The 12812-nt window shown below is 59.5% G+C and carries 6 protein-coding genes, 2 tRNA genes and 3 rRNA genes; 3 read left to right on the top strand and 8 right to left on the bottom strand.

Translation table 11 applies throughout. The annotated features are described in order from the left end of the window. Positions 1–6: 6 nt before the first annotated feature. The 8 genes from FRZ40_RS00950 to FRZ40_RS00915 all read right to left on the bottom strand — a co-directional run bounded on the left by FRZ40_RS00950 (position 7) and on the right by FRZ40_RS00915 (position 9409). Positions 7–1476 (bottom strand): Y-family DNA polymerase, encoded by a 1470-nt coding sequence (locus FRZ40_RS00950; protein ID WP_193566960.1) that lies wholly within the window; start codon positions 1474–1476, stop codon positions 7–9. Further along, positions 1406–2113 carry a translesion DNA synthesis-associated protein ImuA gene (gene imuA / locus FRZ40_RS00945; protein WP_035543248.1) on the bottom strand — a complete coding sequence of 236 codons (708 nt, stop codon included), beginning with the start codon at positions 2111–2113 and terminating at the stop codon, positions 1406–1408. The genes FRZ40_RS00950 and imuA overlap by 71 nt, the downstream gene beginning before the upstream one ends. Before the next feature lie 417 nt (positions 2114–2530). Further along, a 5S ribosomal RNA gene (rrf, locus tag FRZ40_RS00940) occupies positions 2531–2644 on the bottom strand. A gap of 198 nt (positions 2645–2842) precedes the next feature. Continuing rightward, positions 2843–5724, bottom strand: a 23S ribosomal RNA gene (locus tag FRZ40_RS00935). A gap of 289 nt (positions 5725–6013) precedes the next feature. Further along, a tRNA-Ala gene (locus tag FRZ40_RS00930) sits at positions 6014–6089 on the bottom strand. Between the two features lie 62 nt (positions 6090–6151). Next, positions 6152–6228 (bottom strand) — tRNA-Ile (locus FRZ40_RS00925). A 64-nt stretch (positions 6229–6292) separates the two neighbouring features. Continuing rightward, positions 6293–7823: ribosomal RNA gene (locus FRZ40_RS00920) — 16S ribosomal RNA — on the bottom strand. The 16S, 23S and 5S rRNA genes sit together here with 2 tRNA genes alongside, the layout of an rRNA operon. A gap of 461 nt (positions 7824–8284) precedes the next feature. Beyond that, positions 8285–9409, bottom strand: a complete 1125-nt coding sequence (locus tag FRZ40_RS00915) for an AI-2E family transporter (RefSeq protein WP_147233011.1) — start codon at positions 9407–9409, stop codon at positions 8285–8287. A gap of 203 nt (positions 9410–9612) precedes the next feature. Between FRZ40_RS00915 and FRZ40_RS00910 the strand changes: the two genes are divergently transcribed. From FRZ40_RS00910 to FRZ40_RS00900, 3 genes are all read left to right on the top strand, one after another. After that, complete coding sequence (locus FRZ40_RS00910; RefSeq protein ID WP_028371607.1) at positions 9613–10827, top strand: DUF2863 family protein; 1215 nt, start codon at positions 9613–9615, stop codon at positions 10825–10827. A 197-nt stretch (positions 10828–11024) separates the two neighbouring features. Continuing rightward, positions 11025–11906, top strand: a complete 882-nt coding sequence (locus tag FRZ40_RS00905) for a response regulator transcription factor (RefSeq protein WP_028369543.1) — start codon at positions 11025–11027, stop codon at positions 11904–11906. Between the two features lie 92 nt (positions 11907–11998). Continuing rightward, a complete protein-coding gene (locus FRZ40_RS00900; protein WP_028369544.1) occupies positions 11999–12673 on the top strand; it encodes an energy-coupling factor ABC transporter permease in 675 nt (224 codons plus the stop codon). Positions 12674–12812: the final 139 nt, after the last annotated feature.

Here is a 12812-nt window from a genome sequence, read left to right as displayed (position 1 = left end):
CGCGCGTCATCCGAACAGGCCGTGCAGGAACCAGCGCGGCTCCTCTTCGGCATCGCGGCTGCTGACACGCTCGCGATAAACCCAGTAGCAACTGCGATCCTCGCCTTGCATGACGAAATAGTCGCGCGTGACGAGCGCACCATCGAACCAGCCCGCTTCGATCCGCTCGCCCGGCGACGCGATCTTCAATGGCGAACCGTAAAACGGCCGGTGCTCGCGCATCAGCAGACGCACGGGCGTCGCCAGCATCCACGTCGGTCGCGGCAAGCCTTTGGGCAGCTGGATTTTCTTTTCTGCGTGGTTGACGGGCAGCCAGCGGTTCGCGATTTCGGGCCGGTAGTCGGCTGTCGGCGCCGGACGCAGCACGTTCTCTTCGCCATTGCGCGCGATCAGCAATTCGACCAGCCGCGCATGATCCGCCGGCGAACCGCCCGGTTGGGGGAAAAGCTGATCGGTCGCGGGCTCGGCCGCATCGACCTTCGATGCATCGAGCCGCAACGCGATCGCGGGCGCCTCCAGCGTGAGGCGGTGCAGCCGCTCCTTCACGAGACGCAGCAGATGATCTTCGCGCCACGCGGCTTCGCCCAACGCGATGTCGAGCGACGTCGGCGCAATGGCTTCGCGACCGCGCTCATGCTCGAACGACAGCGTGATCGCCGTCACGGCCAGCTGCTTCGCGCACAGCCAGCCGCACAACTGCACGATCAGCCGATGCGCGGCAAACACCGCGCCGTCCGCATGCTCCAGACGATCGGGCAATTCGAGACGCGCGCTGAACGTAGGCGGCAACTCGAGCCAGTCGAACAGTTCCGGCGCAGTGCCGAACGCACGATCGAGCGAATCCAGCAGATGCTCGCCGCACCGCCGCTGCAATCCGGCGCGCGGCAGACGGCGCACATCGGCGATCGATTCGCAGCCCAGTCCGCCGAACCAGTCGGCAAATGGACGGATCTCCGGCACGTCGAGCATCGGCAGCGGCTCGAGCACGCGTTCGAGCGACGCGAGTTGCAGCACGCGGCGATTGCCGTGCTTCGCCAGCAACCATGCGCCCTGCCCCGTCGGCGCGGCGCTGATGCGCGCCGTCAGACCGAGCGCGTCGAGAATCGCCTTTGCCTCACGGCACAGCGATAACAGTCCGCCGAAAAGCCGCAAGCTGCCGCCGACTTCGACGAGCACGGTCGCTTCGTCGAGCAACGTGACGTCGGGCGAAAATTTCATCAGCGCGACGCCGACTTCGCGCTGCGTCGCGCTCTCGCGCGCGATATCGCGTTCGTACATCGCTGTTTCCGGCGACAACGTCAGCACGCCACCGCGCTTCATTCCGAGCCGGACGCCCGCTGCGCGGGCCGCGCCGTCGGCGATCGTAACCTTGTCTTTCTCCAGCACGACGCTGCCGTGCTCGGGCTCAGGCGACCACCTCGGTCGAAAGACTTCGAGCGGCAACTTCGGCAAGTGGACGGCGAGAAAGACGCGCATGACGGGAAAACAGAACGGGTGTGGGTTGAAGAGGAATCGACAGAGGCTCCGCGCGTGTTGGGCCTCGTCGTTTCACGATATCGACCATCAGGCCATCGGCCGAAGGTCGTAACGCCAGTCGCAATAAAGCTGGCGACGAGTCCTGAGCCGAGGCTAGCGGCCGGACCATGATGAAGAGCGTCTCAGACGACTGCGCCGCCAGATGCAGACGCCTCAGCGATGACGCCTGCGCGTGCTGCGCCCACAGGATCAACGCACCGCAGGTGCCGGCGCGCAGGATCTGTTCGGCGGACCAGAAGGCGTCGGCGCTTTTGGGGGCTTTGACTTGCAGCAGTTGATCGAGCGAGAGTCCGATGTAATCGAGGCCCAAGCCATCCGGAATATGTGGTGGCTGCACCAGTGCGATGGGACGCTCGCCCAATGAACTCAGCGCAGGCCGCAACAGCCGCATTTCACCGACGCCGGGGGTTTGGACCAGCAAATCAACCAGCACGCCAATCGGCCAGCCGCCGCCTGGCAACTCGGTGGATAGCGCGGGATAGCCGGTATCGAGCGTGCGCCGCCCTCCGCGTGCGAGCTGCGAGGCTCGCCATAGCGATGGGTGAATCTCTTCGGCACGGGAAGCGGCGGCTGACATCGGCGTAGGAAAATACCTGTATATTTGTACAGTATCCTACACGGAATTTGGGAGGGGAATGGCGCCCTTTTTGAGAGGGGTGTGGGGGTGGGGCGGGGTGGCTTTGGGACAGGGTTCCAGCGTGGTGGCAGATCAAACGCGGTCGGCCGTTAGCCTGACTTGACTCTGGCGCCAAGTATCATCGCGTTAGAACAGTTAAGCGGTCTGAAGAAAGGAAGATTGATGACTGGCGTACATCCGCCAGCTGTGCTTCGGAGCGGCCTGGTGCGGCGAATCGATCCGATGCGGCAAAGTTTTTGAAGAGAAACAGACATCTTGGGAAAGATGTCACGTGTTGACCACGAGACGAACAGCAATGTGTGGCCCACAAACGCCAAGACCCCGCTTTTGAGGGCGGGGTCTTGGACTGGGTAAGGAGCCTGACGATTACCTACTTTCACACGGGCAATCCGCACTATCATCGGCGTGGAGTCGTTTCACGGTCCTGTTCGGGATGGGAAGGGGTGGTACCGACTCGCTATGGTCATCAGGCATGACGGGTTGCTGCGTCGCGGCGGGTTCGGGTGAACCTGGCGCCACAGCCAATCTGGAAGAAGTGTAAAGCGGGGTGTGTTGTTTGTGGCACAACATCGATCACTCAAACATCCTGCATTCCGTGCCCCCTTCGGGGGTGGGATGCCCGTCAGTGCTGAAGCACTAACGATCATCGACACGAAACACACCTGTTATAGGATCAAGCCTTACGGGCAATTAGTATCAGTTAGCTTAACGCATTACTGCGCTTCCACACCTGACCTATCAACGTCCTGGTCTTGAACGACCCTTCAAGGGGCTCGAAGCCCCGGGGATATCTCATCTTAAGGCGAGTTTCCCGCTTAGATGCTTTCAGCGGTTATCTCTTCCGAACATAGCTACCCGGCGATGCCACTGGCGTGACAACCGGTACACCAGAGGTTCGTCCACTCCGGTCCTCTCGTACTAGGAGCAGCCCCCTTCAAATATCCAGCGCCCACGGCAGATAGGGACCAAACTGTCTCACGACGTTTTAAACCCAGCTCACGTACCTCTTTAAATGGCGAACAGCCATACCCTTGGGACCGGCTACAGCCCCAGGATGAGATGAGCCGACATCGAGGTGCCAAACACCGCCGTCGATATGAACTCTTGGGCGGTATCAGCCTGTTATCCCCAGAGTACCTTTTATCCGTTGAGCGATGGCCCTTCCATACAGAACCACCGGATCACTATGACCTGCTTTCGCACCTGCTCGACTTGTCGGTCTCGCAGTTAAGCACGCTTATGCCATTGCACTATCAGCACGATTTCCGACCGTACCTAGCGTACCTTCGTACTCCTCCGTTACACTTTGGGAGGAGACCGCCCCAGTCAAACTGCCCACCATGCACTGTCCCCGACCCGGATCACGGGCCAAGGTTAGAACCTCAAACAAACCAGGGTGGTATTTCAAGGACGGCTCCACGCAAACTGGCGTTCACGCTTCATAGCCTCCCACCTATCCTACACAGATCGGTTCAAAGTCCAATGCAAAGCTACAGTAAAGGTTCATGGGGTCTTTCCGTCTAGCCGCGGGGAGATTGCATCATCACAAACACTTCAACTTCGCTGAGTCTCGGGAGGAGACAGTGTGGCCATCGTTACGCCATTCGTGCAGGTCGGAACTTACCCGACAAGGAATTTCGCTACCTTAGGACCGTTATAGTTACGGCCGCCGTTTACCGGGACTTCAATCAAGAGCTTGCACCCCATCATTTAATCTTCCGGCACCGGGCAGGCGTCACACCCTATACGTCCACTTTCGTGTTTGCAGAGTGCTGTGTTTTTATTAAACAGTCGCAGCCACCAGTTTATTGCAACCCCTTCACCCTCCGCCCGCAGGGGCGTCAAGCTACAGGGGCGTACCTTATCCCGAAGTTACGGTACCAATTTGCCGAGTTCCTTCTCCCGAGTTCTCTCAAGCGCCTTAGAATACTCATCTCGCCCACCTGTGTCGGTTTGCGGTACGGTCAATGTGAAACTGAAGCTTAGAGGCTTTTCCTGGAACCCCTTCCGATTGCTTCGCTCCCGAAGGAGCTCGCGCCACGCCCTTGAATCCCGTGCCCGGATTTGCCAGAGCACCTTCTCCAACGCAGCGACCGGGACTTCCAACACCCGGACAACCTTCCGCGATCCGTCCCCCCATCGCATTTCACACTGGTGCAGGAATATTGACCTGCTTCCCATCAGCTACGCATTTCTGCCTCGCCTTAGGGGCCGACTCACCCTACGCCGATGAACGTTGCGTAGGAAACCTTGGGCTTACGGCGAGGGGGCCTTTCACCCCCTTTATCGCTACTCATGTCAGCATTCGCACTTCCGATACCTCCAGCACGCTTTTCAACGCACCTTCGCAGGCTTACGGAACGCTCTCCTACCATGCGTGCAAAGCACGCATCCGCAGCTTCGGTATATGGCTTAGCCCCGTTACATCTTCCGCGCAGGACGACTCGATCAGTGAGCTATTACGCTTTCTTTAAAGGGTGGCTGCTTCTAAGCCAACCTCCTGACTGTTTTAGCCTTCCCACTTCGTTTCCCACTTAGCCATATTTGGGGACCTTAGCTGGCGGTCTGGGTTGTTTCCCTCTTGACACCGGACGTTAGCACCCGATGTCTGTCTCCCGTGATTGCACTCTTCGGTATTCGGAGTTTGCTATGGCGAGGTAATCCGCAATGGACCCCTCAACCATGACAGTGCTCTACCCCCGAAGGTGATACACGAGGCACTACCTAAATAGTTTTCGGAGAGAACCAGCTATTTCCAGGTTTGTTTAGCCTTTCACCCCTATCCACAGCTCATCCCCTAACTTTTCAACGTTAGTGGGTTCGGACCTCCAGTACGTGTTACCGCACCTTCATCCTGGCCATGGATAGATCACCTGGTTTCGGGTCTACACCCAGCGACTGAATCGCCCTGTTCGGACTCGCTTTCGCTACGCCTGCCCTAATCGGTTAAGCTCGCCACTGAATGTAAGTCGCTGACCCATTATACAAAAGGTACGCCGTCACCCCTTGCGAGGCTCCGACTGTTTGTATGCATGCGGTTTCAGGATCTGTTTCACTCCCCTCCCGGGGTTCTTTTCGCCTTTCCCTCACGGTACTGGTTCACTATCGGTCGATCACGAGTATTTAGCCTTGGAGGATGGTCCCCCCATCTTCAGACAGGATTTCACGTGTCCCGCCCTACTTGTCGTACACCTAGTTCTTTCATGATGTTTTCGCCTACGGGGCTATCACCCACTATGGCCGCACTTTCCAGAGCGTTTGGCTAACACCACAAATAAAGAGTACAGGCTGGTCCCATTTCGCTCGCCACTACTTTGGGAATCTCGGTTGATTTCTTTTCCTGCGGTTACTTAGATGTTTCAGTTCACCGCGTTCGCTCCACGCAGCCTATGTATTCAGCTGCGGGTGACCCATACGGGCCGGGTTTCCCCATTCGGATATCGGTGGATCAAAGCTCGTTTGCCAGCTCCCCACCGCTTTTCGCAGGCTACCGCGTCCTTCATCGCCTGTGATCGCCAAGGCATCCACCACATGCACTTGTTCGCTTGACCCTATAACGGGTGTGTCTCTTGCAAGAACCACTCGCTACAGGCTGAGTATTCGCGTTGTGCCGTATTCCAAGGCTGTCTTTCGACAACCCTTAAAATACATCGATACAATCACAACCCTGATTCACCTACTCATGTACCCATCTCTAAGTACACTTTCGTGAATCTCTTTACTACTTCTTCCTGATTGTTAAAGAACGACAGCCGATATCTAACTGCAATACCGCATCTGACTGGCTCAATTGCCAATGCAGAGTCTTCTGCTTCATGCAGACCACTGTGCATTGGGAATTGGTGGAGGATGACGGGATCGAACCGACGACCCCCTGCTTGCAAAGCAGGTGCTCTCCCAGCTGAGCTAATCCCCCAGTCATACAGCGCACAGAGGACGTCCAGCCAGTGATCGAGCCAACCACACCAGACAAGGCAATGGTGGGTCTGGATGGATTCGAACCATCGACCCCCGCCTTATCAAGACGGTGCTCTAACCGACTGAGCTACAGACCCCTGAGCCTGTCTTCAAACAACAGCCGACAAGTGTGAGCACTCAACTTTGAAACGCTAGCTCTGGAAAGGAGGTGATCCAGCCGCACCTTCCGATACGGCTACCTTGTTACGACTTCACCCCAGTCATGAATCCTACCGTGGTGACCGTCCTCCTTGCGGTTAGACTAGCCACTTCTGGTAAAACCCACTCCCATGGTGTGACGGGCGGTGTGTACAAGACCCGGGAACGTATTCACCGCGGCATGCTGATCCGCGATTACTAGCGATTCCAGCTTCACGCAGTCGAGTTGCAGACTGCGATCCGGACTACGATCGGTTTTCTGGGATTGGCTCCACCTCGCGGCTTGGCAACCCTCTGTTCCGACCATTGTATGACGTGTGAAGCCCTACCCATAAGGGCCATGAGGACTTGACGTCATCCCCACCTTCCTCCGGTTTGTCACCGGCAGTCTCCCTAGAGTGCTCTTGCGTAGCAACTAGGGACAAGGGTTGCGCTCGTTGCGGGACTTAACCCAACATCTCACGACACGAGCTGACGACAGCCATGCAGCACCTGTGTTACGGCTCCCTTTCGGGCACTCCCACCTCTCAGCAGGATTCCGTACATGTCAAGGGTAGGTAAGGTTTTTCGCGTTGCATCGAATTAATCCACATCATCCACCGCTTGTGCGGGTCCCCGTCAATTCCTTTGAGTTTTAATCTTGCGACCGTACTCCCCAGGCGGTCAACTTCACGCGTTAGCTACGTTACCAAGTCAATGAAGACCCGACAACTAGTTGACATCGTTTAGGGCGTGGACTACCAGGGTATCTAATCCTGTTTGCTCCCCACGCTTTCGTGCATGAGCGTCAGTATTGGCCCAGGGGGCTGCCTTCGCCATCGGTATTCCTCCACATCTCTACGCATTTCACTGCTACACGTGGAATTCTACCCCCCTCTGCCATACTCTAGCCCGCCAGTCACCAATGCAGTTCCCAGGTTAAGCCCGGGGATTTCACATCGGTCTTAGCGAACCGCCTGCGCACGCTTTACGCCCAGTAATTCCGATTAACGCTCGCACCCTACGTATTACCGCGGCTGCTGGCACGTAGTTAGCCGGTGCTTATTCTTCCGGTACCGTCATCCCACCACCATATTAGGGCGATGGTTTTCTTTCCGGACAAAAGTGCTTTACAACCCGAAGGCCTTCTTCACACACGCGGCATTGCTGGATCAGGGTTGCCCCCATTGTCCAAAATTCCCCACTGCTGCCTCCCGTAGGAGTCTGGGCCGTGTCTCAGTCCCAGTGTGGCTGGTCGTCCTCTCAGACCAGCTACAGATCGTCGCCTTGGTAGGCCTTTACCCCACCAACTAGCTAATCTGCCATCGGCCGCCCCTTGAGCGCGAGGTCCGAAGATCCCCCGCTTTCCTCCACAGAGCGTATGCGGTATTAATCCGGCTTTCGCCGGGCTATCCCCCACTCCAGGACACGTTCCGATGTATTACTCACCCGTTCGCCACTCGCCACCAGGGTTGCCCCCGTGCTGCCGTCCGACTTGCATGTGTAAGGCATGCCGCCAGCGTTCAATCTGAGCCAGGATCAAACTCTTCAGTTCAAACCTGTTACTGTTGTTCGGGCTCTTTCGAACCCGGTCGCTCACTCAAAATCACTGACAGATGATTCGACCGAGCCTCTCGGCTCCATCAAACCTTCCTCAATTTCTTTCTGTGTGAGACTCGATTACTTTCGCTATCTCGGCGACCCGAAGATCGCCGTGCGCCGCCATCGAGCACCCACACTTATCGGCTGTTAGTTTTTAAAGAACATTCGCAGGAAGCGCCTTGCTTTCACCGCGTTGCTGCATCAGCAGCAGAGAAACGAGATTATGAAGAACCTTTTTCGTTTCGTCAACCGGTTTTTTTAGCATCGCCTGAAAAAACCCGCTGACTCCACTCCCGCGCCGTTTCTGCCGCGGCCCCGCTCCGTCGCACACCACACCGTGCTCCCGAACGAGGACGCGAATCTTAGGCCATCCCGAGCCTCATGACAAGAGTGTGACGCAGGTTTTTTTCGGGGTCACTTTCCCTGCGCCTTCTCGGTCTGTGTCACCGGGTCAACCGGTTTTCCACTCGTTCTGGCAGTCAGCTCACGAGCCTCCGGCGAACCGATCGTCCAGTCGTGCAGCACTGTATATGCGACAGCAAGCAAAGTCGGTCCGATGAACACCCCGAGGAAACCAAACGCGAACGCACCACCGAGAATGCCGAGCATCACGAGAATCAGCGGCATGTCGCTGCTCTTGCCGATCAGGATCGGCTTGACGACGTTATCGGACATACCCACGACGACCACGCCCCACACCACGAGGAAGATCGCCCATCCCGTCTCGCCGCCGTGGTACAGCCAGATCGCGGCGGGTAGCCATACCACGACGGGTCCGCCCGGAATCACCGACAGAAAGAATGTCGCGAGCCCAAGCAACGCCGGCGCCGGCACGCCCGCGATCCAGCAGCCGAAGCCGGCCAGCACGCCCTGCACCAGCGCCGTTCCGAGGATGCCGTACACCACGCCCTTCACCGTGCTGCCAGCCAAAGCCAGCAGATAATCGGCGCGTTCGCCGGCAATACGCCGCATGCCCGCGTTGAGCCACGCAGCCGCGCCCTCGCCGCCCGTATAAAAGAAGAACGTCAGAATGATGCTGAGCGCAAGCAAGCCCAAGCCGTGCGTGACGGCCAGCGCCGCCGCGAGAATCCACTTGCCGGCCGGCGCCGCCAGCCCGCGCAGTTGCGCGACCATCTCGGAATTGCTGCTGGTCACGCGCTCCCAGAACGACTCGATGCTCGAACCGACGAGCGGAATCCGTGCGACCCAATCGGGCAGATCGGGCAGACCCGCGTCCATCAGATGCTGGACGAGCGCGGTAATGTCCTTGGTGTGCGCGCCAAGCGCAAAGCCCGCGTACACGAACGGCCCCAGCACGACGATCAGAATGATGAGCACGATCAGCGTCGCGGCCCACCTCCGCCGTCCGCCCAGACTCGCGGACAGCTTGCAGTACAAGCCCCACGAGCTATAGCTGAGAATCGCGCCCCACAGCAGCGCGGTCGTGAACGGCGCCAGCACCAGCAGCGAGCCGCCCACCAGCAACAGCAACGCAAACACGGCGGCCAGCCGTTCAATCAGTTGGTCCGATTTCACCATGCGCCACTCCCGACTCCACGCCATCCCGATGGTCGCTCCGCAGAAGGAGTATAGGAAAGCTCTGGCGAAAACCGCGAAAGCGCGGCCCTGCGCGGCCGGCATGCCCGTATCGCTGGCGAATCGCTGCCAGCGGAGCGTGTCGATAATATGTCGACGAAGAAACGTCTAGAATATATGGTTCTCTGCACACAACCTCCGGATTTATGCGCTCGCGAATCGCCAAACGTCTCCCTCCCGATGCCGACAAGCTGGTCGGTCTGTCGCTCGCGCTTTTCGCGTCGGGCAGCCGCACCGAAGACCGCTTCTGGGAAGCCAAGCTCGACGCGCTGCTCGCAAAGATAGTCCGCAACGGCAACCAGACGACGCTCGACGCCGCGCTCGACCATCTTCAGCAGAATCATCCGGACGCCTATGGCGCCCTTGCCGACATGGCCGAAACACATAGCGAGTCGCTGATCGTCGAGCACGACGGCATCCAGTACGAAGCGCTGCTGATCGCCGCGCCCGTACTGGCCTGGACGCGCTATGTGATCCCGTCGGGCGCGCTGAAAGGCGACGCGGCCGACGCGTTGCGCGCGCATTTGCAGGCCCACGTGCTGGCTGCCGACACCCGCGTCGCGATGGCGCCCTTTATGTATAGCATCGACCAGTTGCCGCGTCACCACGTCGAAACCTGGCGTCTTGCGCAGCAGCTGGCGCAGGCGGCCGTCGCCGGCGGCAATGCGAAGATCAATTTCGGCGAGCTGCCGGAAACCTCGCCCATTCTGGCCGACCCGCGTTTCCTGCTGGCCGTCGTCGCAGCCCCCGTCGGCGCACCCGTGTTCCGCTGGCAGGAAGAAGAGCATGGCTCCCGGATCGAGCGCGGCCAGTGCCTCGAGCAATGGGCAACGCAAGGCGGCGCCAATCTGGCCGTCGTGCTGCCCGGATGCGAGTTCGAATGCCTGCTGCCGGACGCCTACTACTCTGCCTGCCGCGATGCCGACGAACGCGTGCGCCCGCACACGGTCCGCACAGCGGTGCGCTATCTGTTCGACACGATCGGCGCAACGCCCGACGAACTGCGCGCCGTCGTCGCGGGCTTCGGGGAGCGGCGCATCGATGAATATCGCATCGGCTTTACGCGCCGCGGCAGCAACGAGGTGATCTATGGCGTCGTGTGGCCGCTGTACGGCCGCGAGAACGGCGACCCGGGCATCGACGAGGAACCGCAGGAAGCGATGTCGCCCGAAGGTCCGCTCGAAGACATCGTGGCGCTGCTGAAGGAAACGGGCATCACCGATATCCGCCGTCACGCTGGCCGCTTCGAGCCGGAATATTGCGACGACTGCGGCGTCCCGCTGTATGCGGATCCGCTTGGCGAGATCGTTCACGCCGAAATGCCGGAAGATGCCGAGCCCGCGCAACCGCATTTCCACTGATCACTTCAGAATTTTCTCTGCATCGAATCAAGCCCCGCCGCGTGCGGGGCTTTTTTATGGCACCCGTCCTATGCCACTCGGACAGGCCGCCAGCCGACCGGGAATTTGTCATCATCGACACGATGGTGCATCGCTGCGCAACGACGCAAACGTTGCGGGCATCGCACCGCCATGACCGATCGATCAGGAGGCAATGCATGCGATTTTCAGTTCTCAACTCAGACGCCGAGCGCAGGGAAGGACTCAAGGCGCTCTTACGGCAAGTCGACCGGCAGGCACGTTTCGGTGAAGCACAGGACTGGCAGCAGGCCGAGCGCACGCTGCACCGCCTGCAACCCGATCTGTTGCTGATCGACTGGGAAGACTGGATGTCGCCCCTCGACGCCCGCGCACTGCTCGCCAATCATCCGGGTCTGCCCGTCGCCGTGCTGGTCGACGATATCTCGCCCGCGCACGTGCGTGCGTTCGTCGAGAAAGGCGTGCTCGGCGTAATCCCGCGCTCGACTGACCCGCGCGTGATCGTGCGTGCGCTGGAAATGGTTCTGCTGGGCGTCCATTACATCCCGGCCGGCGCGCTATCGCTGAATGCGTCGGCTTCGTCGGGCAGGCGCGTTCGTCCGCTAACCGATCCGCACTCGCTCGAGCGTGTCGCGCAGCCGAAGCGGCCGAACGTGACAGGCGGCCTCTCGCCGCGGCAAGAGCAGATCATGCGCTGCGTCCATATGGGCAGCACGAATAAAATGATTGCTCGCGCGCTAGGCATCAGCGAGGGCACCGTGAAAATTCATCTGGCAACGATCTTCCAGCAGCTCGGCGCGCCGAACCGTGCCGCCGCAGTCGCGATCTACAACGGCTGGCTCAGCGCGCAACTCGAAGTGCTGCGCAGCGGACAGAATCGCATCCCGCGTCCCGCGCGAGTGGTGTCGAACGTCGCGCCATTGCGTCAACGCAAACAGCGGACGTTCCGCTATCCGTTGCCTGCCAACGACACTTCCGCCGCACTGCCCATGGCCGCCGAAGCAACGGCACCCTATGGCACACGGCGTCCGAGCCCGGAGCGCGACGATGGTGCGATGTAAAGGTCGAAAGGAATCTGCCGTGAATCGACATAAATCACCGCTGGCATGGAATCCGCTCACACGTTTCGCCATTCAACGAGTAATATGAAGACATGGGTTTCCTCTATACACCGCTTCCGTTTTGGGTCGCTGTCGGTGGCTGGATCGCCGCTGTGGCTCTGCTCGCGCTCGCGCTCTGGAAGAACCCATTCAGACGATTGCAGGAGCCCGTGCTTCAACACGTGTGGCTCGCGATCATCGTCGCCGTCTCGGTGCTGTGGGCGAGCAATGCATGGCTCGAAGACGGCACGGTGATTCACCTGCTCGGCGCAACGCTCGTCGTCACGCTCTTCGACTGGGGGCTCGCGCTCATTGCGATGGCCATCGTCACGGGCCTGGCTGCCGTCGTTTTCGACGCGCCGTGGCAAGGCATTGCGCTCACCTTCCTCGTGTTCGGCGCCGTGCCCGTCGGTGTATCTACGCTACTGCAACGCGCGAGCATCGCGTGGCTGCCGCGCAATCTATTCATGTTCATCTTCGGTCAGGGCTTCGTCTCGCCCGCCATCGCGGTCACCGTTGCATCGGCTGTTGCATTGGCAACGCATATTGCACTCGCCGACGGATCGATGTCCGTCATCCCGGCCGGCTATGCGTTCAGCGTGTTCCTGCTTGCGTCGGGCGAATCGTGGTTCACGGGCATGTCGACAGCATTGATCGCCGTCTATCGTCCCGCGTGGGTCACCACCTATGATGTGCGCCGCTATCGCCTCGGTGGCCCGCGCACCTGATCGCTGTCCGCACCCATAGCGTCGTTATCCAACAAATCGACCAGCCCGTGCTGGCCGTTCAGGCCTGAGCGCATCCATGCATCATCCGCCGATATATCGCTCATCGAGCCAGCGCACCACGACACGACAAAATATTTGT

This window comes from Paraburkholderia azotifigens, assembly GCF_007995085.1.
Taxonomy (GTDB): domain Bacteria; phylum Pseudomonadota; class Gammaproteobacteria; order Burkholderiales; family Burkholderiaceae; genus Paraburkholderia; species Paraburkholderia azotifigens.
This window is presented reverse-complemented; position numbering and strand designations above follow the sequence as displayed.